The organism is Mycobacterium sp. E2327 (genome assembly GCF_001672675.1).
Classification (GTDB): domain Bacteria; phylum Actinomycetota; class Actinomycetes; order Mycobacteriales; family Mycobacteriaceae; genus Mycobacterium.
In genome coordinates, this window is record NZ_LZKE01000228.1 from 1 (window position 1) to 20,529 (window position 20,529).

Sequence of the window (20,529 nt, forward strand, 5' to 3'; positions counted from 1 at the left end):
TGCTACCCGGCGCTCCGGTGCCTACCCGGACGGGACTTTCACCCGCTAGTCCAATCCAACTTGCAGGACGCAACATGTTGACGACATTAACATTCCGTACTATGTTAATGCTATTCACATCCCCCATGAAGGGACCGGACTCATGACAACCACCACCATCGCTCGGGCCGGCGACCGCGACCGGCAGAGGACCGCCACGAACCTGGGCCAGGCGCTCGCCCAGGGCTACCTCCAGCTCGACGAGTACGACCGGCGGCTCCAGGCCGCGTACCAAACCCGGACCGCCGGGGAGCTCAGGCAGCTCGTCGCCGACCTGCCGCTGCATCGCATCCGGCGCGCCGACCCCCGCCGCCGCGCCGCCGCCGCGCGAGCGGCCCGCGCGAGCGTGCACCTCCACCTCGTCGCGTTCGCAGTGATGACTACGGTCGTTCTCACCATCTGGGCGGCGACGGGCGTGACATACTTCTGGCCGATCTGGCCGATCCTCGGGACGGCGGTCGGCTTCGTCAGCCACGCCCTGGCCGTCCGCCCGATCACGAAAAAAGGTGTCTAGCAATGTCTATCGCCGTCATCACCGGCGCCAGCTCCGGACTGGGCGCAATCTTTGCCGAGCAGCTCGCCCAACGCGGTCACAGCCTCGTGCTCGCCGGCCGCGACGAAAGCCGCCTCAAGGCGGTGGCGCAGAAAATCGACCAGGACGCCGAACTCGTCGTCGGCGACCTGGGCACCGACGAAGGCACCGACGACCTGATCGCCCGCCTGGCCGGCAAAGACGTCGACATCCTGGTCAACAACGCCGGATTCGGCACCTACGGCCCATTCGCGGAGGTCGACGCGCGGCGCGAGCACGAGCTGGTCGCCGTCAACGTCGACGCGCTGGTGCGGCTGACCCACGCCGTGCTGCCGGGCATGCTGACCCGCGGGCGCGGCGGCATCCTGAATGTGGCCTCCACCATCGCCTTTCAGCCCGGCCCGTATCAGGCCACCTACGGCGCCTCGAAGGCGTTCGTGCTGTCACTCAGCCAGGCCCTGTGGGCGGAGACCCGCAAATCCGGCGTCACCGTGACGGCGCTCTGCCCCGGCCCAACCCGGACCGGGTTCGTCGACGCCCTCGGCGAAGACGTCTCGCACACCGCGGTCTATCGGCGCCTCGCGCCGCCCGAACCCGTCGTCGCCGCCGGGCTGAAAGCCTTGGACAAGGGGCGCCCAGTCGTCGTCCCCGGGTTCCGCAACCGGTTCACGTCCACCTTCGCCCGATTGGGTCCCGGTTCCATCTCGGCGCGCGTCGCCGGCCGGATGCTGCAACCCACCGAGGCCTAGCCGAAGATCGGGAAGCGGCGCTTGGCCGCCAGCGCGTCGAGGCCCTTCTGCATCAGCCCGCGCACCAGCGCGTCGAGGTGCTCGACGTCGGCGGCCCCGCCGAATTCGGTGGCGACGTCGATGGGCTTCAACACCTCGGTGACGATTTTGGTGGGCAGCGGCACGTTGACCGGGGCGAGCACGCTCAGCCCGAACGGCCACCCGAAAGTTATTGGCAGGATGTCGGTTCGGAAGTACTTGCGCTCGAACTTGGTGAGCCGCAGCAGACGTGACAGCCAGGTGCCGCGGCTCAGGTACAGCTGGCCCTCCTGCCCGCCGATGGATACCGCCGGGACGATCGGCACCCCCGCCTCCATGGCCGTGGTGACATAGCCGGTCCGGCCGCCGAAGTTGATGACGTTCTCGCGCATGCTCGGCCGGTAAACGTCGAAATCGCCGCCCGGGAAAACCAATACGACGGCGCCGGAAGCCAATGCCTTGGCGGCGTTTTCGCGCGTCGCGCGAATGACCCCGGTGCGGTTGAGGAATTCGCCGGCCACCCCGCCGAACAGCGTGTCGAACCCCAGCGCATACAGCGGGCGCTCGTAGCCGTATTTGTCGTAATAGTCGACGGCGAACACCGACAGGTCGAACGACGTCAGCCCGCCGGAATGGTTCGACACCACCAGCGACGCCCCGGGCGGGATATTGTCCAGGCCGCGCACCTCGGAACGGAAATAGTGCTTGACGATCGGCCGGGTCAGCGCGACGACGTGCTCGGTCAGGCCGCGATCCCATTTGTCGATATCGGTCGAATCGGCATGGCTGACGCTCATACCCCGATCTTCAGCCGACCATAAGGCGGCGAATAGGGCATTTGGTCAACTCGGCGGCGTCGCGACCATAAGGCGGTGCAGGAATCTGATAGCGCATACGCCATCATTTTCGCGGATGACATATACCTTCCCCCGAGGATGCGACAGCCCCCTAAGGTTTGGGCCGCACCCCGGCCGCGCGATACACGAAGACCGGGTCGACCCGAAAACGCAGCGACGTGGTGGGCAGCTTTTCCAACACGTCGGTGGGGATCTTTTTGCGATAGTTCAGCTTCATCGAGCCGGAAAAGGCGGGATCGACTCCGTGCAAGTCGATTTCGATCCGCAACCCTTTCTCGGTGATGGCCGCCCGCGCCGGTCCCTTGTCGCTGTCCCAGGAGCAATCGACGGAGCGCAGGTTGGGGTCCGCGCGAACCGGGAAAAGCGCGACGATCCGCGCGACGCTGAAGCCGAACCCGCCCGTATAGCGAGAGACGCCGGTGGCCGAATAGACGCCCGGCACGTGGCCGCTGAAGTGCCGGGTCACCCCGACCTTGCCGGCGGTGAAGATGACACCCTCGGCGTCGAGTTCTTCGCGCAGCCCGGCGGGCAACTTGCCGATCTCGGACCAATTGCGAAGAAAGCCAAACACAGTCAAGACGGTAGCCCGGCGCACACTCGTTTGCCAGAGACGTTTACTGCACCGTGACGTTGGCCGTATAGGTGCACGCCGTCTTCGAGTCCTTGCCGACGATGCTCGAGTACGCGGTGCTGATCGTCGTCTTCCCCGGCTTCAACGCCTCGAACGTCCAGACCTCCGTCCCCGGCGCCCCCAACGCGTCGGAGGTCGGTTGCACGAACTCGTGGCTGGTTTGCTTGACGACGGTCGGATCGCCGATCTTCGTGTTGATCGTCCACCGGTACGGGGTGGTGTAGTTCGAGCCCAACCTCAGGGTCAGGGTGTTGCCGACCCCCAGCGTGACGTCCTGCGTGATGGCGTTCTGCTTCAGTACGTCGCCCATCGCGACCCCGAGGGTCTGGTTTGTCGGCGGGTTCCGGGACGCAAAATGGCAGCCCACGGCCGTCGAGCCCGCGAGCAGGGCGACTGCGAGGAGCAGTCTGGTCTTCACGAAATTCCCCCTTCGATTTCGCCTCAGCACCCTAATATCCCAGGCCCGGGTGAGCGCGAGGTGTCGCCGCAGGTGGAACCCGTCGCACGGCGTTTTGCGGGGCGCGTTTGCTGAAGCTCGGGTAGCTTCTGTGCATGTTTGGCATCATCCGGCCCTGCCGTCATCGGCTCGGCGGCGAGCTCGCGGACGCCTGGCGAGCCCAGTTATGTGGATTGTGTCTGGCTCTGCGCGACGACTACGGCCAGGTCGCGCGGATCGCCACCAACTACGACGGGTTGGTGGTCTCCTTGCTGGTCGAGGCGCAGTCGGCCGGGCAGCCGACGCGCCGCAAGGCCGGGCCCTGCGCGCTGCGCGGGATGCGGCGCGCCGACGTGGCCACCGGCGACTGCGTGCGCCTGGCCGCGGTGGTCTCGCTGGCGCTGGCCGCCGCGCGGGTGCGCGACCACGTCGACGACCGCGACGGCCTGGTCGGCGTGGCTGGAGTTCGCCCGGCGGCCCGGCGCATCGCCGAGCGCTGGGTGCGCCAGGGCACCGACGCCGGCCACACCCTGGGCTTCGACACCGGGGTGCTCGTCGCGGCGATCGACCGGCAGGCCGCGCTCGAAGCCTCCGCGGGCCCGGGCAGCCCGCTATTGGCGGTGACCGAGCCCACCGAGACCGCGGTCGCCGAAGCCTTCGCGCACACCGCCGTGCTGGCCGGGCGCCCCGGCAACGCCGCGCCGCTGCGCGAGATCGGGCAGCTGTTCGGCCGCGTGGCCCACCTGCTCGACGCGGTCGAGGACTACCGCGACGACGAGGCGCGCGGCAAGTGGAACCCGTTGGCCGCCACCGCAACTCCCGTCGAAGACGCCCGCGCCTTGTGCGACGACGCGGCCCTGGGCATCGAGCTGGCCTTGGCCGACGTCGAGTTCACCGACGGGCGCCTGGCCCAGCGGCTGCTGACCGGCGAGGTGCGACGCGCGATCAAACGCACCTTCAGCCACGCCGGGTACACCGCGCAAAGCGGGACGCCGCGCGGCCAGCAGGAACCGATCAACTTCGGCAACCAGCCCGCTTCCTTTGAGCCCACGGACGAGGGCGAGACCCCCAACCCGGGGAAACGCAAGAAGGGCGGCGACGGCACCTGCTTGTGTTGCTGCGAGGGCTGCGACTGCTGCTGCGACGACTGTTGCTGCGATTGTTAGGTGAAGACCGCTTACGACACGCGACGGCCGCGAGGGCATCGACGCGTTCGTGAACAAACGGGCGGCCAAGTTCGCCTGAACTGGGGCGCACACGACTCCCAAACTTGATAGCGCCGGCGCTATCGCATTTGAGATTCGCCTGGCACCCCTCAAAACCCCAAAAGGCGCACGTCGTACCCGTCCGGCAGGATGGGCGAGGTGTTTGGCCTCGTCCTGATCGTCGCGCTCGTCTCCACCGTCATCGTGGGGACGGTCATCGGCCGGCGCTACCGCGTGGGTCCCCCGGTGCTGCTCATCTCCCTCGGCGCCCTGCTCGGCCTCATCCCCAGTTTTGGTCACGTGCACGTCGACGGCGAGGTCGTGCTGCTGCTGTTCCTGCCCGCGATCCTCTACTGGGAGGGCATGAACACCAGCTTCCGCGAGATCCGCGCCAACGCGCGGGTCATCGTCTTGCTCAGCATCGCCCTGGTGATCGCCACCGCCGCGGCGGTGTCGTGGACGGCCCGATCGCTGGGCATGGACCCCCACGCGGCGGGCGTCCTGGGCGCCGTGTTGTCCCCCACCGACGCCGCCGCCGTGGCCGGCCTGGCGAAAAAGCTGCCGCGCCGGCAGCTGACCGTGCTGAAGGCCGAGAGCCTCATCAACGACGGCACCGCGCTGGTGCTGTTCGCCGGCAGCGTCACGGTGGCCATCGGCGGATCCGCGATCAGCCCGCTCGAAGTGAGCAGCCGGTTCATCCTTTCCTACCTCGGCGGCATCGCCGCCGGCCTGTTGGTCGGTGGGTTGGTGGTGCTGGCGCGCAAGCGAATCGACGCGCCGCAGGAGGAAGGGGCCATGAGCCTGCTGACGCCATTCGCGGCGTTCCTGCTGGCCCAGGCATTCGACTGTAGCGGCGTGGTCGCCGTCATGGTGTCGGCCCTGGTCCTCGCCTACGCCGGGCCGCTGGTGATCCGAGCCCGTTCCCGCCTGGCGGCCTTCGGGTTCTGGGACATCGCCACCTTCCTGCTCAACGGCTCGCTGTGGGTGTTCGTCGGCGTGCAGATCCCGGGCGCGCTGCACGGCATCTCCCACGTCGACGGCGGCCTTCGCCACGCCGCCTACATCGCGCTGGCCGTCACCGGAGTGGTGATCGTCTCCCGCATCGTGTGGGGCGAAATCACCACCGGCCTGATTCGCCTCATCGATCGCCGGGAGGCCCAGCGTCAGCGCCGCGCCCCCTGGCGCCAGCGTTTCGTGGTCGCCTGGGCGGGATTCCGCGGCGCCGTGTCGCTCGCCGCGGCGCTGGCCGTCCCGGCCACCACGCTGAACGGCACGCCCTTCCCCGACCGCAGCCTGCTGATCTTCATCGTGACCTTCGTCATCCTGGTCACCGTGTTGGTCCAGGGCAGCACGCTGCCCGCCGTGGTCCGCTGGGCCAACATGCCCGACGACCACGCCTACGTCCAGGAACTGGAAATGGCCCGCTGTCGGGGCAGTCAAGCGGCGCTCGACGCGCTCCCAACGGTCGCCGACGAGGTCGGCATCAGCGAGGAGCTGCTGGGGCGGCTACGAAAGGAATACGAGGAAAAGGCCGCACTGGTCAAGGCCACCGAAGACGGGTCCACCAACCACCGACTGGTCAGGGGCAAGGAGAAGGTGCGACGGGTGCGCCTGGGCGTGCTCGAACACAAGCGGCGCGAAATCACCGCCCTGCGCAACCAGAACCTGATCGACGACATCGTGCTGCGCGAATTGCAGAACGAGATGGACCTCGAGGAGGTCCAACTGCTCGACGCCGCCGACGAGTAGGGCGGCCCCGTGTTGCAGACCGTCGCCATCCGCGGATACCGGTCGCTGCGCGAGGTGATCGTGCCGCTGGGCCGGCTGTCCGTGGTCACCGGGGCCAACGGCGCCGGGAAGTCGTCGCTGTACCGCGCGCTGCGGCTGCTGGCCGATTGCGGCCGCGGCGAGGTGATCGGCTCGCTCGCCCGCGAGGGCGGGCTGCAGTCGGTGCTGTGGGCCGGGCCCGAGCAACTCGGCGGCGCCCGGCGCACCGGCAAGGCCCAGGGCACCGTGCGCACCCGGCCGGTGTCGCTCGAAATGGGCTTCGCCGCAGACGATTTCGGCTACCTGGTGGACCTCGGCATCCCACAGATGGCGGGGATCGCGTCGGCGTTCGGCCGTGATCCCGAGATCAAACGCGAAGCGGTGTTCGCCGGGCCGGTGCTGCGGACCGGCGCGACGCTGGTGCGCCGGACCCGGGATTTCGCGGAGGTCAGCGCCGAGTCGGGCCGCGGGTTCGACGAGCTGAGCCGGTCCCTGCCGTCGTATCGCAGCGTGCTGGCCGAGTACGCCAACCCACACGCGCTGCCCGAACTCGCGGCCGTGCGCGAGCGCCTACGCGGCTGGCGTTTCTACGACGGCTTCCGCGTCGACGCCGGGGCGCCCGCCCGGCACCCGCAGGTCGGCACGCGCACGCCGGTGCTCTCCGACGACGGCCACGACCTGGCCGCCGCGATCCAGACCATCATCGAGGCGGGCTTCGACGACCTCGCCCGCACCGTCGCCGACGCGTTCGACGGCGCCACCGTCTCGGTCGCCGTCCACGACGGGGTGTTCGATCTCCAGCTACGCCAGCGCGGCATGCTGCGCCCGCTGCGGGCGGCCGAATTGTCCGACGGCACACTGCGATTCCTGCTCTGGACCGCCGCGCTGCTCAGCCCGCAAGCGCCCTCGCTGATGGTGCTCAACGAACCCGAGACCTCCCTGCACCCGGAATTGGTGCGCCCCCTCGCCTCGCTGATCCGCTCCGCCGCCACACGGACGCAGGTCGTGGTGGTCACCCATTCGCGGGCGCTGCTGGAGGCCGCCGGCGACGACACGGTCGAGATCGAGCTGTACAAGGAATGGGGCGAAACCCGCATCACCGGCCAGGGCCTGCTGACGACACCGCCGTGGGAATGGGGCAAACGCTAACCTTGCCCATCAGGCAATGTTGCCCACTATGCAACTTTCCCGTACGTTGGTCGTCGTGACCGATCCGTCCCTCGGATTGCGCGAGCGTAAGAAGGCCGATACCCGGCGCGCGCTCAGCGACGCCGCGCTGAGCCTGGCGTTCGAACGCGGGCTGGAAAACGTGACGCGCGACGAGATCGCCAACCTGGCCGGGGTGTCGCTGCGCACGTTCAACAACTACTTCACCGGCAAGTACGAGGCGCTCGCCTACCGCCAGACCGAGCGCATGCGCCGCAGCGTCGCCGCGCTGCGGCAGCGCCCCGCCGGCGAGCCGCTGTGGACGTCGATCGCCCACGTCGTGCTCGAAGCCCTCGAGGCCGATTTCGGCGACGTCTACGGCGAGGAGAACCGGGTGCCCAGCCGCCAAGAGCTGGTCGAGGTCCGAAAACTGCTGATGAATCCGCAGGTGCGTAATGCGTTGCCACAGGACCTCTTTGACGAGTGGCTGGAAGCCATCGCCGAACGCACCGGCACCGATCCCGAGCGCGACCTGTACCCGCGGCTGGTGGTGGCCGTCGTGCGGGCCGTCGGCGACGCCGCCGCGGAGGCCTACGTGCGGGCGGACCCGCCCGTCGCGATCACCGACCTGATCCGCGACGGCTTCGCCGCCGTCACCGCGGGACTGCCCGAACCCACCGAGCACGGAGGCAGACCATGACTGACGAACACGCCGATGTCGTCATCGCCGGCGCCGGCCCCAACGGGCTGATGCTGGCCTGCGAACTGGCGCTGGCGGGCATCCGGCCCGTCGTGCTCGATCCCCTGCCCGGGCCGAGCGCGGAACCGAAGGCCAACGGCCTTATCGGGCAGGTGGTTCGGATGCTCGACATGCGCGGGCTGTATCGCGAGTTCACCGGCGACCCCAACCCGCCGCAACCCGTCTACGGCTGGATCTTCGCGGCCATGACCCTGAATTTTCTTGGCATGCCCGACAATCCGATGTACGCGCTGCCCATGCAACAGCCCCGACTGGTGCGGATGCTGGAGAAGCGGGCGCGCGACCTCGGGGTGGACCTGCGCTGGGGCCACGAACTCACCGGGCTCCGTCAGGAGCCGGAATCCGTTGAGGTGGTGGTGAGTTCACCCGAGCGCGAGTATCGCATCGCGTCGCGGTACCTAGTCGGCGCCGACGGCGGGCGGAGCCTGGTGCGCAAGACCGTGGGCATCGATTTCCCGGGCCACACGTCGCAGACCGTCGGCCGGCTCGCGCACGTGCAGATCCCCGACGAGCTGCGCCGCCCCGACGGCGGCATCGACATTCCGGGATTCGGCACACTCCGGTTCGGCCACACCCGGTTGGACACCGGCGGCGTGATCTACGCCGAGTTCGAACCGGGCCGCTCGCTGTTCGGCACCATCGAATTCTCACCGCCGGTGGAGGACAAACCGATGAGCCTGGCCGAGCTGCGCGAAAGCGCCCGCCGCGTCCTCGGTGTTGACTTCGCGTTCGGCGAGCCCAAAGGCCCTGGGCCGCATGCCCTTCGCCGGATCAACGGGCAGAACACCCGTCACGCCGAACGTTACCGCGACGGACGTGTCCTGCTACTCGGCGACGCCGCCCACGTGCACAGCGCCATGGGCGGGCCGGGCCTCAACCTCGGTCTGCAGGACACGCTGAACCTCGGCTGGAAGCTCGCCGCCCAGCTCAACGGCTGGGCGCCCGCCGGGTTGCTGGACACCTACGAGTTCGAGCGCCACCCGGTGGGCGAGCGCGTGATGATGCAGTCCATGGCCCAGACCGCGCTAATGGCGCCGGGCCCCGAAGTCGCCGCGCTGCGAACGCTTTTGGGCGAGCTCTTCGCCCTGCCCGACACCGCGCGGCACATGGCGAGGTTGCTGGCCGGCAACGACGTCCGCTACGACGTCGGCGATGACCACCCGCTCTCGGGCTGGCCCGTGCCCGAACTCACCCTCGACGACGGCCGGCGGGTCGCCGAGCTGCTGCACGACGCCCGGCCCATCCTGCTCGACCTCGACCTCGACGGCGTCGGCGTCACGGCTCGGGGATGGCTGGATCGCGTCGACGTCATCCGCGCAGCCGCTGCCGACCCGCCCGCCGCCGCGCTGCTGCTTCGGCCCGACGGATACGTCGCCTGGGCGGCGGACACGTTCGGGCCGGACGAAGAGGCCGGCCTGCGGGCCGCGCTGGAGCGGTGGTTCGGGCCCGAGTCGAGCGGGTAGCCGGGGCGGCGAGACTGCGCGGCGAAGTCACATCCGCCACACGCGTCTCCGTCCGAGCGGGCACCCTTCGTGCCCGCCTCATAGCGACAACTGCGGGCGCACACTCGATCACGGCGAATTGTCGCTCAGAGGCGGGCACAACGGTGCATCCTTCCCACCAGCGGCCAACGTGACGGATGTGACAAGACGCCTTGGCCGGTCGCCCGCCGCCTCAGCGGTAGATGTTGACGCTGTCGGGCAGCCCCAGGCGCGCTGGATCGCCCCGGCCGGTGGCGGCCAAGACAAACTCGTGCGCCGCCATGCCGGTTTGGCCTGCGAAGTGCTCAACCGAAACGTCCAACAGCCGCGCGACGGCCGGTTCCGCGGCGGCCTCGTCGTCGCGCAGCAGGGCGCCGAGCACGAAATCGAGGGTGGCGTGCAAGCCCGGCCCGGCGTCGAACGGCAGACCGAGCGCACAACGGATGTCGTCGCCGTGCAGGTAGGCGTCGTTCAGCAGCGCGTGCACGCCCTGGCCGAGGGTCAGCCCCGGCACCGGGCTGGGTGCCAACCATGTCGCGTCGTCGATCACCACGGCAAGGCGCGCAACGGAATCCGCCGCGGTCTGCAGCCGCCCGGCGAGTGCGGCCGGTGATTCCCCGCGCAATGCCGCCGCTTGGTCGTCCGGTGTACGCGTGCCGATCGCGCCGCTGACGGTGTCGACGGCCTGGCCCACCACGTGGCCGGCCACGTCACGCACCTGCCAGCCGGCGCAACGGGTTTCGCGCGTCCACTCCGATACATCGAGTGCGCCAACGAGTTCGGCGAACGAGCGGTATTCGTCGACAAGGCCCGTGATCGTCGCGACTCGATCGGGTCCCGGGCGCACGATCGTGGTCATCGCAACGCCTCCGCCACCGTCCGCAGCAGGCGCAGCTGCTCGATGAATCCGTCGGGCCCGAGGACGGCTATTCGGCACACCAGATCCCGCGCGCCGGCGTCGATGTAACTCGCCAGCCGGGCGGCGACAAAGTCCGGCGTCCCCGCCGCGAACGTCTGGATCTGCTCGACGACATCGATGCCGAAACCGTAAGTCTGGTTGGCGAAATGATCCAAAGCCGCCCGCCCGCCGTCGGGATCATCCGTTATCAGCACGGTCACGAACAGGGCCGGCGTCACCGCGTCGGCGGCGCGGCCCGCCCCCACGGCCGCGGCCCGCACCTCGGCCAGCCCAGACGAATACCCCTGCGGTGTCGGAGGATACGGGAGCCACCCATCGTAGAGACGGCCGGCGCGGGCCCGCGCACCCGGCGTGTCCGCGGCCAGCCATACCGGCGGGTCGGACCCGTTGAACGGCGTGATGCCGGCCGGGATGTCGTCGAGATGCAGCACAGCCCCGTGAAAAGAGCTGGGCTCCTTGGTGTTCCACAGTTGGCGCCATAGTGCGACGGTGTCGTCGAGGCGCGCGAAGCGCCGGCGCCACGGGACCTCGGAGGCCGCGTACTCCACCTCGGACAAGCCCGGGAAGCCGGCGCCGACCGCCACCGCCAACCGCCCGCCCGACAGCCGATCGATGGAGGCCAGGACCTGCGCCGTCTGCACCGGCCGCCGCAGCACGGGCTGCAGGGCGGCGGTCCCCAGGGTGATCCGATCGGTCACCGCGGCCGCCGCCGACAGAAACGTCAGCGCTTCGATGCGGGGGCGCACCAACGAGTCGTTTGCCCACAGCGAGTCGAACCCCAGATCCTCGACGGCGCGGGCAAAGTCGAGGAGGCGGCGCAGGTCGGTACCGGCCCATGGTTCGGCGGCCAGTGGCGGCATCACACCGAGGCGGAGTGGCTGATTCATACCGCGATCGTGTCGCCCGCACTGGCGCGCGGCAATTCCCTCGAGGGAATAGCGGCCAGCGCCGCGAACGGGTTGACTGTTTGCATGTCGGTTTCGGTGCAGGGCGACTTCGGCGCGGCGCTGCGGGAGTGGCGTAATCGGCGACGGCTCAGCCAGATCGACCTGGCCAACGATGCCGGCACCACCCAGCGGCACCTGAGCTACTTGGAGCAGGGCCGATCGGTGCCGGGGCGCGACATCGTCAGCCGCCTGGCCGACTCGCTGCAGCTGTCGCTGCGGCAACGCAACTCGCTGCTGTCGGCGGCGGGGTTCGCGCCCGCGTATCCGGAGTCGGCGCCCGACGCACCGCTGCTGCAACCGGTGCGAGAGGCGTTGCAGCATGTGCTCGACGGCCACCTGCCCTATCCGGCGATGGTCATGGACGGCTTCGGGGAGTTGGTCGCCGCCAACGGCGCCTTCGGACTGCTGACCGACGGGGTGGCGGAGTGGCTGCTGGAGGCGCCGGTCAACGTGTTGCGCGTCGCGCTGCATCCGGAGGGCATGGCGGCGCGCATCGTGAACCTCGACGATTGGCGGCGCCACATTCTGCATGGCCTGCGCGAGCGCGGTCCACACCCGCGCATCGACGCGCTGATCGAGGAACTCGAGGGATACGGCGTGCCGGCGCCGGGCGGGCGGCCGATCGAATCGCTCGGGTTCGCGGTGCCGCTGCACCTGCGCTCCCCCGACGGTGACGTGCGGCTGATCGCGACGATCTCGACGTTCGTCACGGCGCTCGATGTCACCGTGTCGGAGCTTCGCCTCGAGGCGTTCCTGCCCGCCGACCGGGAAACCGCCGCGATTCTCGCCCGCCGTCACGGCAGGTGAGGCGAATTCACGGACTGTTCAGGCACGCGACGGTTCCACATCGATGAATGCACATACGCGCCGCGTGTCCTCACGTTATGCGCGTTGCACAGGTCGCCAACTTTTATGGCCCCCGCTCCGGCGGCCTGCGCACCGCGGTGGACCGGCTGGGCGCCGAATACTGCGCCGCCGGGCATGAGGTGTTCCTGATCGTCCCCGGCCGAAACGCCGAACGCACGGAGCTGCCCACGGGCGTGGTGCGAATAACCATGCCCGCCCGGTTGATTCCCTTCACCGGCGGCTACCGCGCGGTGATGCCGGGACCCGTCAAGGCGCTGCTGGCGGCGCTGAAGCCCGACGCGTTGGAGGTCTCCGACCGGCTAACCCTGCGGTCGCTGGGGCCATGGGGCCGCGAATACGGCGCCAACACGGTGATGATCTCCCACGAGCGCCTGGATCGCCTTGTGGGACAAGTACTTCCGCGGCGGAGCGCGGAGAAGTTCGCCGACTTCGCCAACCGGCGCACCGCCGCCAACTACGACACCGTCGTGTGCACCACCGCGTTCGCGCGCGAAGAGTTCGACCGGATCGGCGCCACCAACACCGTCACCGTGCCACTGGGCGTGGATCTGCAGACATTCCACCCGCGCCGGCACTCCTACCTGGTGCGGCGGCGCTGGGCCACCCCGGAGCAGATCCTGCTGGTCCACTGCGGCCGGCTGTCGGTGGAGAAGCGGGTCGACCGCAGCATCGACGCCCTGGGCGCGCTGTGCCATGCCGGTGTCGACGCCCGGCTGGTCGTGGTGGGCGAAGGGCCGTTGCGGGCCAGGCTGGAAAGGCAGGCCTCCCGCCTTCCGATCGACTTCACCGGCTTCATCAACAACCGGCGCACCGTCGCGGAGCTGCTGGCCACGGCCGACGTGACGCTGGCGCCGGGCCCGCATGAGACGTTCGGGCTGGCCGCGCTCGAATCGCTGGCGTGCGGGACACCGGCCGTCGTGTCGCGCACGTCGGCGCTGACCGAGATCATCACCCCGGACAGCGGCGCGCTAGCCGACAACGACCCCTTCGCCATCGCATGGGCGGTCGGCGCGGTCGTCGGTCGACCGGAAAACCACCGCCGCCGCTCCGCGCGGCGCCGCGCGGAGAACTTCACCTGGGAACGCGCTGCCGCGGGCATGCTGGCGTCGTTGGCGAGCGGCGAAGCCAAAGAAAGCGCGTAGCGCCGATAACCGCAGTTCAGGTGCGGTGCGTCAGAACCGAGTCGGAGCGGTTATCCGCCGCCGCTGGGCTTGTTCTCAGGGTGCTTGCCGGGGCAGTAGTCCGCGGTGGCCGCACCGATGAACGTCTCGGCTTGCGCCTGGGTCAGCTTGTGCGAGCCGGTCAGCTGGTCGATCTCGTCCTTCTGGGTGTAGCCCGCCTCGAGGTCCTTGCACATGGTCCGTGCCATGTTCACGACCTGCGACGGCGAACCCAAGTTGATGCCGTGCCCCGCCAGGTATTCCGCGAAGTCCTGGTCCGTCTGGTCGGCGTGCGCGACGGCTGCGGGCACCCACGTGAAAGCCAGGAACGCGCCGAACGCGACCGCAGAAAGCTTCTTCTTCATTTCCCCATCACTTTCGAAAACCACACGGGCCGGAAGCCCACTGTAATTAATCCTCGCGTGCGAGCGGTTCCATGGTCAATAGTCTTCCCGCGGGACCGCACGCCGAAAGCCAAACTTCAATCCGCCGTTCAGTTTTAGTTCTGGTCGAGTTTAATTCTGAACGCGCAGCCGACCTCGTCGGGGACCGCAAGAGTTCACCTTCGGTTCCGACGGCGTTTACTTCCCGGCGCGCGGCTAGGCTCGCGGGAAACACAAGGAGGTGCCCTAGTGGAGGCCCGCGACCGGGTGCTGATCACGGCCACCGAGCTGGCCGCCGCCCTCGAGGGCGGCGAGCCGCTCGCGATACTCGACGTGCGTTGGCGCCTCGACGAACCCGACGGCCGCGCGGCCTACCTGGAGGGCCACCTGCCGGGCGCGGTGTACGTGTCGCTCGAGGACGAGCTGAGCGACCATGGCCTGGCCGGCCGGGGGCGCCACCCGCTGCCGTCCGGGCGCAGCCTGGAGGCGGCCGCGCGCCGCTGGGGCATCGACCAAGACGATTTGGTCGTCGTCTACGACGATTGGAACCGCGCCGGCTCCGCGCGAGCGTGGTGGGTGCTGACGGCCGCGGGGCTGGAAAACGTGCGCATCCTGGACGGCGGCCTGGCCGCGTGGCGCGCTTCCGGACGGGCCCTCGACACCGGCCCGGTCGATCCGCCGCCCGGGAATGTGGTTGTGCCGCACGATGATCTGTACGCGGGCGGACGACCCACGTTGACGGCCGCCCAAGTTGGCGAGGGCGGGACGCTGCTGGATGCTCGTGCCCCCGAACGGTTCCGGGGCGACGTCGAACCCCTCGACCCTGTCGCCGGCCACATTCCCGGCGCGAAAAACCTTCCCAGCGGCGCCGTCCTGGCGAGCGACGGGACGTTCGTCGGCGATTACGCGCTTGACCAACTGCTGTCCGACCACGGCATCGATCGCGAGGGCCCGATGGGCGTCTATTGCGGCTCGGGTGTCACCGCGGCCATCACGGTCGCCGCGCTCGCCGCGGCGGGCCGAGAGGCGGCCCTGTATCCGGGGTCGTGGTCGGAGTGGTGTTCGGATCCCAGCCGCCCGGTCGCCCGGGGCGCCGAGTGACTCAGACGCCGGCCCAACTCTGCAGGAAGGCCGCGGTGACCCGGGCCGCGTTTTCCGCCGCGATCTGTTTGTAGAAGAAGAACTCGAACGGGAACCCCGGCAGGCCCAGCGGGTCGCCCGCGCCGTCCGAAACGCCGCGGATGCCCAGGAACGGCACGCCGTGCGCGTCGGCGACCGCCTGCACCGCCGCCGTCTCGTTGTCCGTCGCGTCGAAGGCCGGATTGGCTGTCGACGCGATGTTCAGGTTGCTGATCAGAGAGTTTCGCAGCCACGGCCACGCCGCCTGAAAGAAGTTCCCGGTGTAGAAAAGCGAGCGATCCGGCGCGCTGCACGGTTGGCAGCCGAAGACGTCGCCGCCGTTCGGTATGCACGGGAACGCGCGGCCGTTGTTGTTGTCGGAGCTGGAACCGTCGCCGCCGACCACGAGCCGGGGCTCGCGCTTCAGGTTGATCAGCTTGACACGAGGGGCGTTCTTGCACAGGCAGATCGGATTGCCAAGGTAGTTAACGCTTTCCAGGTTGACGCGCAGCGCCTGGGCCGCGGCCAGCATCCCGGGGTCGACGGGGTGAAACGTCGCGCCCCGATCCAGGCTCCAGCGTGCCGGCACCGCGACGTCCCCGATGTTGACGCGTGAGCCGCCCCCGGCGACGCCCGAGAACACCACCGCGCCAACGGAAACCGACGACGCGCAAGTGAACCGCGCGAAGGCGGTCTGGGCGGTCTCGGTTGCGTTAACCAGGCCGATGCCCGTCATCGCCACGATCACCTTCTTGCCACCGATCGTCCCGAGGTAATAGTGCCGACGGTCGGACCGCACCACCGGGTGGGGGTCCAGCGCGGTGAGCGACAGCACGGCATCGGCCTCGGCCGGGAAGGCGGACAGCACCAGCGTGCGCTGTTCGCAGGAATCCGTCGTCACCTCCGGCGCGCCTGCGGGCTCGGCGGCGGCCACGCCGGCGCCCACCGACAGCGCGAGCGCCACCATGGCGGCGACGCGAAAAGGCTTGAGCACGCTCCCCCTGGTTTTTTGTCGGTCATGAATGCCGAGACTCGCTGCCTTATCGACGTGGCTAATGTGATGGGTTGATTTTGGCGCATCCCGGGCGCGCCTGAATAATCGTTACCGTTCTTTTTGTTTAGCGATTTCGGGTCGTTATTGCCGCTAGTCTCAACGGCGTGCTTGAAATGATCGACAAGGGACCGAGCAGCGGCTCGGGCAAAAAACCCTTGTTGTTCGTCCACGGCGCCTGGCACGGCGCCTGGTGCTGGGACGAACATTTCCTGGACTTCTTCGCGGCGAAGGGCTATCGGTCGGTGGCGGTAAGCCTGCGCGGCCACGGGAAGAGCCCCGCGCCCAAAGCCATGCAGTTCTGCTCGATGGCGGACTTCGTCGACGACGTCGCCTCGGTCGCCGACGGCCTGCCCGAACGACCGGTGGTGATCGGGCATTCCATGGGCGGCTTCGTGGTGCAGAAGTACCTGGAGACGCACGATGCGCCGGCCGCCGTCCTGCTCGCGTCCGTGCCGCCCAGCGGGATCGCCAGGTTCCTGCTGCGCAGGTTCAGGCTGCACCCGTGGCTCACCACGCGGCACCTGGCCATCACCAAATCCAGGGGAAGTATGGGCCGCACAGCCGAATTGGCCCGGGAAAGCTTCTTTTCCGGCTCGACTCCCCTCGCCGACGTGGCGCGCTACGCGGCCGGGCTTGACGAGGAGTATGTGGGCAAACACGTGCTCGGCATGCTGTGGCTCGATCTTCCGAAGCCCTCCCTCGTCAACACCCCGGTTTTGGTCCTCGGGGCCGAAAACGACATCCTTTTCTCGACGCGGGAAGTGCGGGCGACCGCGAGCGCGTATCACACCGAGGCGGAGTTCATTCCGGGAATGGCGCACGACATGATGCTCGAACCCGGCTGGGCCGACGTGGCCGAGCGAATTCACGCCTGGCTCGAAACCCGTTGTCTGACGGCGTCGCCGCAATGACCGGGCGGCTCGACGGCAAGGTCGCGATCATCACCTCGCCAGCAGCGGCCTGGGACCGGTGATGGGCGCGCTGTTCGTCGCGGAAGGCGCCCGGGTGCTGCTGGCCGCGCGGCGCGAAGAGCTGGTGCTCGACGCCGCGGCGGCGGCGGGTCCGGGCGCCATCGCGATGCGCGCCGACGTCACCGACGAGGACGACGTCGCCGCCATGGTGACGCGGGCCGTCGACGAGTTCGGCCAGGTGGACATCCTGTGCAACAACGCCGCCGCGCCCGGCCAGGATCGCTGGATATGGGAGCAGACGCTGGACAACTGGAATGCGACCATCGCCATCGACGTCACCGCGGCGATGCTGTGCACCCGTGAGGTGCTCAACCGGTCGATGCTGCAACGCCGGCGGGGGGTCATCCTGAACTTCTCCTCGACGGCCAGCTACGGCGGGATGGTCCGCAAGACGCACTACGTCGCCGCCAAGGCGTCGCTCCGGGCGTTCACCAAAGCCGTTGCGCTAGAAGTCGGCCCGTACGGCATCCGGTGCAACTGCATCGTGCCCGGCGCCATCGACACCGAACTGTTCCGCAAGTGGGTGCAACGCACCGCCGACGAACAAGGGGTCGACTACGAAACCCAACGCGCCAAGTCACTCAAAGGGGTAGCACTGCAAGACATTTCCTCGCCGGAGGACGTCGCCAACCTGGCGCTGTTCCTGGCCAGCGACGAGAGCCGAACCATCACCGGCCAATCCATCCCCGTCGACGCCGGAGGGTACATGCAGGGATGAGCACCGCCGCAGTCAAACTATCGGTAGCTACGCCCGTGGTGACTATGCTGCCGGGTAGCAGCGAGTGGACCCGAGACGCGTCCATCGAGGATCTCGCCCAAATCGCCGAGGCCGCAGACCGACTCGGCTATCACCACCTGACCTGTAGCGAGCACATCGCGCTGCCCGCCGCCGAGCGCGATCGCCGCGGCGCCCGCTACTGGGATCCGTTGGCCACGCTGGGCTACCTCGCGGCGCGCACCCGGCGGATCCGGTTGGCCACCCATGTGCTGGTGCTCGCCTACCACCATCCGCTCGAGATCGCCAAACGCTACGGCACCCTGGACAAGGTCAGCAACGGCCGGCTCATTCTCGGGGTCGGCGTGGGCAGCCTCAAGGAGGAATTCGAGCTCCTCGGCGCCCCGTTCGACGACCGCGGGCCACGCGGTGACGACGCGCTGCGCGCGCTTCGCGCCTCGCTGTCGGTCCCCGAACCTGCCTACCACGGCGAGTTCTATTCGTTCGGCGGGATGATCGTCGACCCCTGCGCGGTCCAGGAACGCGTCCCCATCTGGATCGGTGGGCGCACGCTGCGATCGCTGCGCCGCGCCGCGACCCTGGCTGACGGCTGGGCCCCGTTCAACGTCACCCCGCAGCAGGTCCGAGAATGGCTGGGCCGCTTCGACCTTCCGCCCGGATTCGAGGTCGTGCTGCCGCCGTCGGCGCCGCTGGATCCGATCAACGAGCCGGAACGCACCCGCGACGCGCTCGGCGAGCTCGGCGCCCACGGCGCCACCATCGTCAGCGCGATCGTCAAACACGCCTCGCTGCAGCAGTATCTGGACAATCTGGCGGCGCTCGCCGAACTGCAAACGTCGTAGGAAAGGGCTTCCATGTCGAAGGCAATCGGAATGCTGGCCATCCTGTCGTTGGTTTGCGGCGGCCTTGCGCTAGTTTCCCCGCCGACAGCCACCGGCACGCCATCATGCGTCGGCCTGTCGATATGCCCGCCACCGCCGCCGGACGCCGACGGCAACCCGGGGTGCTACTACGCCGACGGCTGGCAGGGCTCGGGCGCCGGCATCGAAGTGTGGTACTTCCATGAGCCGCAAAACATCTCGAAGCCCGACAAGGTCACGGCCCTGGTTCGCAAGAAGGACGGCACCACCGAGTCGCAGGACGCCAACATCGAAGCCGGACAACAGGTGCACCGCTTCGAGTTCGCGACCATCGACAAGTCCGCCGTCCAAGAGGTGCTGCTCACCAGCAGCGGCGGCCGCTGCTTCGTGATCGGCCCGGGCACGTGAACCGCGTCAAGGCAGGCTTTTTCAGCCTGACCCCTCCCGCGCCCGACGACGACGGCAGCTATCTGCGTTGGCACCTGCTGGATCACATGCCCGAGCAATACCAACTGCCGGGCATCGTCCACGGCCTGCGCTGGATCGCCGACGGCACCTACCCCGACCACCGCCTGACGGCCGACGGGCCGCTGGCGCAAGTGGGCAACGTGGTGCACTACCTGATCGGTGACCCCGTTGAACAAACCTTTGACGACTTCGTCGCGCTCGGCCGCTCGCTGCGGGAGAACGGCCGCTTTCCCGTCACGCGCCCGTCGCTGCAGGTGGCCGGCCTGCGGCTGCTGCAGTGGCAGGCCGCGCCGCACGCCCTCGTCTCGCCCGAGGTGGTGCCCTTTCGGCCGCACCGCGGCATCGTGCTGATCGTCGAGGAACCCACCGAAGGCCGCCCCGACGCGTGGCTGCAATGGCTGCACGCCGAACACCATCCGGCGCTGCTTGCCTCGCCCGGCACCGCCGGCGCTTGGACTTTCGGTACGAGCACCGGGTGGAGCCACCTACCCGCGGGGTGGCTGACGGGCCACCAATACATCACGGTCGTTTACCTGGACGCCGACCCGCTCACCACCGTCGACGCGCTGGTTCCGCTCATCGAGGAACGGTGGCGGTCGGGCGTGGTGCGGCCCCTCTTCGCGGGACCGTTACGAACGATGGTCAGCTGGGAAGCGTGGCCGTGAACTGCGCGGATCCGCCGTTCGGCGGGTCGCCAGAGGGATGAGACCTCGCCGCAACGCACGGCCTCTATAGTCCTTCTGAGCTCTAGCAAAGGACCTGAGATGACCAGTTCGCGACTCGTTCTCGCCGCCGCGCTCGGCGTGATCGCCGTGGCGGCCACCCTGCCGGCCTGCTCGAGCAAGAGCGGCCAGCCATCTTCTGCCACGAGCACCAGCGCGGCCCCGCCGAGCACGACCGTCATGATCGGGGGCAACAAGCACACGATCATGTCGAAGGTCGAATGCACCGCGACCGCGGCGCAACCCAGCGCCACACCCGCGGAGTCCGGGGACCTGACGACCCGCATCAGCGTTCACGACGATTCGGCATCGGTGTCGCTGGCGCTGTCGGACGAAAAGCCGCCGAGCGTCGACGGCTTTTCCCTGTCGCTCAAGGCGGGATCCGGTGAGTACCAGCTGCCCTACCAGGCGCCGCAGTCAGCGACCCAGGTGCAGGCGACCAAGGACGGCAAGAGTTATACCGTGACCGGGACGGGCCAGGGGGTGTCGCCCAATCAGGGCGACGTGCACCAGGTGACGTTCGGGATTCATGTGACCTGCCCCTGAGCGACGTCTTAAACCAACTGCCGCAGTTTGCTTTTCGGGCCTCATCTGTCACTTGAGCCACCGCAGGATGTTGGGTGGCTTTTTGCCCGCCTCATAGCGACAGGCGGTAAACGGCATCAAGCTGTCGCTGTGAGGCGGGCACAGCGGCGCATCCCG

23 protein-coding genes are annotated in these 20,529 nt (G+C 68.8%); 16 read left to right on the forward strand and 7 right to left on the reverse strand.

All coding sequences use genetic code 11. The features are described 5' to 3' along the window. The first annotated feature begins 142 nt into the window (after nt 1–142). Both A5712_RS26465 and A5712_RS26470 read left to right on the forward strand, forming a co-directional pair. Entirely contained in the window at nt 143–553 is a 411-nt protein-coding gene (locus A5712_RS26465; RefSeq protein WP_068112305.1) for a DUF1707 domain-containing protein, read from the forward strand. 2 nt (nt 554–555) lie between these two features. Continuing rightward, nucleotides 556–1,320: an SDR family oxidoreductase gene (locus tag A5712_RS26470; protein ID WP_068112307.1), complete on the forward strand. Its 765-nt coding sequence runs from the start codon at nt 556–558 to the stop codon at nt 1,318–1,320. Here the strand turns inward: A5712_RS26470 and A5712_RS26475 are convergent. The 3 genes from A5712_RS26475 to A5712_RS26485 form a co-directional block, all read right to left on the reverse strand. Continuing rightward, nucleotides 1,317–2,135, reverse strand: a complete 819-nt coding sequence (locus A5712_RS26475; protein ID WP_068112313.1) for a lysophospholipid acyltransferase family protein — start codon at nt 2,133–2,135, stop codon at nt 1,317–1,319. The genes A5712_RS26470 and A5712_RS26475 overlap by 4 nt on opposite strands. A gap of 151 nt (nt 2,136–2,286) precedes the next feature. Then, nucleotides 2,287–2,766 (reverse strand): hypothetical protein, encoded by a 480-nt coding sequence (locus tag A5712_RS26480; protein WP_068112316.1) that lies wholly within the window; start codon nt 2,764–2,766, stop codon nt 2,287–2,289. Nucleotides 2,767–2,809: 43 nt separating this feature from the next. After that, nucleotides 2,810–3,244: a protease inhibitor I42 family protein gene (locus tag A5712_RS26485; RefSeq protein ID WP_068112319.1), complete on the reverse strand. Its 435-nt coding sequence runs from the start codon at nt 3,242–3,244 to the stop codon at nt 2,810–2,812. 134 nt (nt 3,245–3,378) lie between these two features. Here A5712_RS26485 and A5712_RS26490 point away from each other — a divergent pair, with 134 nt between their 5' ends. The 5 genes from A5712_RS26490 (at nt 3,379) to A5712_RS26510 (ending at nt 9,603) form a co-directional block, all read left to right on the forward strand. Then, on the forward strand, nt 3,379–4,428 hold the full coding sequence (locus tag A5712_RS26490) for a DUF5685 family protein (RefSeq protein ID WP_068112322.1): 1,050 nt from the start codon (nt 3,379–3,381) through the stop codon (nt 4,426–4,428). 198 nt (nt 4,429–4,626) lie between these two features. Further along, nucleotides 4,627–6,216: a Na+/H+ antiporter gene (locus A5712_RS26495; RefSeq protein ID WP_068112424.1), complete on the forward strand. Its 1,590-nt coding sequence runs from the start codon at nt 4,627–4,629 to the stop codon at nt 6,214–6,216. A 9-nt stretch (nt 6,217–6,225) separates the two neighbouring features. Continuing rightward, nucleotides 6,226–7,383, forward strand: a complete 1,158-nt coding sequence (locus A5712_RS26500) for an AAA family ATPase (RefSeq protein ID WP_068112325.1) — start codon at nt 6,226–6,228, stop codon at nt 7,381–7,383. 55 nt (nt 7,384–7,438) lie between these two features. Next, nucleotides 7,439–8,080, forward strand: a complete 642-nt coding sequence (locus tag A5712_RS26505) for a TetR/AcrR family transcriptional regulator (protein ID WP_231982250.1) — start codon at nt 7,439–7,441, stop codon at nt 8,078–8,080. Beyond that, nucleotides 8,077–9,603 (forward strand): FAD-dependent monooxygenase, encoded by a 1,527-nt coding sequence (locus tag A5712_RS26510; protein WP_068112330.1) that lies wholly within the window; start codon nt 8,077–8,079, stop codon nt 9,601–9,603. Before A5712_RS26505 ends, A5712_RS26510 begins: the two co-directional genes overlap by 4 nt. A gap of 211 nt (nt 9,604–9,814) precedes the next feature. Here A5712_RS26510 and A5712_RS26515 read toward each other — a convergent pair whose 3' ends face one another. Further along, on the reverse strand, nt 9,815–10,480 hold the full coding sequence (locus A5712_RS26515) for a maleylpyruvate isomerase family mycothiol-dependent enzyme (protein WP_068112335.1): 666 nt from the start codon (nt 10,478–10,480) through the stop codon (nt 9,815–9,817). Continuing rightward, nucleotides 10,477–11,427, reverse strand: coding sequence for an LLM class flavin-dependent oxidoreductase (locus A5712_RS26520; RefSeq protein WP_082973678.1), 951 nt, complete (start codon nt 11,425–11,427; stop codon nt 10,477–10,479). Before A5712_RS26520 ends, A5712_RS26515 begins: the two co-directional genes overlap by 4 nt. An 84-nt stretch (nt 11,428–11,511) precedes the next feature. On the opposite strand from A5712_RS26520, the gene A5712_RS26525 reads away from it, so the two are divergent. Together A5712_RS26525 and A5712_RS26530 are read left to right on the forward strand one after the other, a co-directional pair. Continuing rightward, nucleotides 11,512–12,294: a helix-turn-helix domain-containing protein gene (locus A5712_RS26525; protein ID WP_068112337.1), complete on the forward strand. Its 783-nt coding sequence runs from the start codon at nt 11,512–11,514 to the stop codon at nt 12,292–12,294. Between the two features lie 77 nt (nt 12,295–12,371). Beyond that, complete coding sequence (locus tag A5712_RS26530; protein WP_068112341.1) at nt 12,372–13,496, forward strand: glycosyltransferase; 1,125 nt, start codon at nt 12,372–12,374, stop codon at nt 13,494–13,496. 50 nt (nt 13,497–13,546) lie between these two features. Here A5712_RS26530 and A5712_RS26535 read toward each other — a convergent pair whose 3' ends face one another. Next, nucleotides 13,547–13,879, reverse strand: coding sequence for a DUF732 domain-containing protein (locus tag A5712_RS26535; RefSeq protein WP_068112344.1), 333 nt, complete (start codon nt 13,877–13,879; stop codon nt 13,547–13,549). Nucleotides 13,880–14,146: 267 nt separating this feature from the next. Here A5712_RS26535 and A5712_RS26540 point away from each other — a divergent pair, with 267 nt between their 5' ends. Further along, nucleotides 14,147–14,998, forward strand: coding sequence for a sulfurtransferase (locus A5712_RS26540; protein ID WP_068112348.1), 852 nt, complete (start codon nt 14,147–14,149; stop codon nt 14,996–14,998). A 1-nt stretch (nt 14,999) separates the two neighbouring features. Here A5712_RS26540 and A5712_RS26550 read toward each other — a convergent pair whose 3' ends face one another. Further along, nucleotides 15,000–16,010: a 5'-methylthioadenosine/S-adenosylhomocysteine nucleosidase gene (locus tag A5712_RS26550; protein WP_231982251.1), complete on the reverse strand. Its 1,011-nt coding sequence runs from the start codon at nt 16,008–16,010 to the stop codon at nt 15,000–15,002. A 173-nt stretch (nt 16,011–16,183) separates the two neighbouring features. On the opposite strand from A5712_RS26550, the gene A5712_RS26555 reads away from it, so the two are divergent. From A5712_RS26555 to A5712_RS26580, 6 genes are all read left to right on the forward strand, one after another. After that, complete coding sequence (locus A5712_RS26555; protein WP_369830439.1) at nt 16,184–16,981, forward strand: alpha/beta hydrolase; 798 nt, start codon at nt 16,184–16,186, stop codon at nt 16,979–16,981. Between the two features lie 61 nt (nt 16,982–17,042). Beyond that, nucleotides 17,043–17,759, forward strand: coding sequence for an SDR family NAD(P)-dependent oxidoreductase (locus A5712_RS26560; RefSeq protein ID WP_231982252.1), 717 nt, complete (start codon nt 17,043–17,045; stop codon nt 17,757–17,759). Continuing rightward, nucleotides 17,756–18,619, forward strand: coding sequence for an LLM class F420-dependent oxidoreductase (locus A5712_RS26565; RefSeq protein WP_068112357.1), 864 nt, complete (start codon nt 17,756–17,758; stop codon nt 18,617–18,619). The genes A5712_RS26560 and A5712_RS26565 overlap by 4 nt, the downstream gene beginning before the upstream one ends. Before the next feature lie 12 nt (nt 18,620–18,631). Continuing rightward, nucleotides 18,632–19,045 carry a hypothetical protein gene (locus A5712_RS26570; protein WP_231982253.1) on the forward strand — a complete coding sequence of 138 codons (414 nt, stop codon included), beginning with the start codon at nt 18,632–18,634 and terminating at the stop codon, nt 19,043–19,045. Next, the gene (locus A5712_RS26575) at nt 19,042–19,770 is read left to right on the forward strand and encodes a hypothetical protein (protein ID WP_068112360.1); all 729 of its coding nucleotides are present in this window, start codon (nt 19,042–19,044) and stop codon (nt 19,768–19,770) included. Before A5712_RS26570 ends, A5712_RS26575 begins: the two co-directional genes overlap by 4 nt. A gap of 99 nt (nt 19,771–19,869) precedes the next feature. Then, a complete protein-coding gene (locus A5712_RS26580; RefSeq protein ID WP_068112362.1) occupies nt 19,870–20,373 on the forward strand; it encodes a lipoprotein LpqH in 504 nt (167 codons plus the stop codon). Nucleotides 20,374–20,529: the final 156 nt, after the last annotated feature.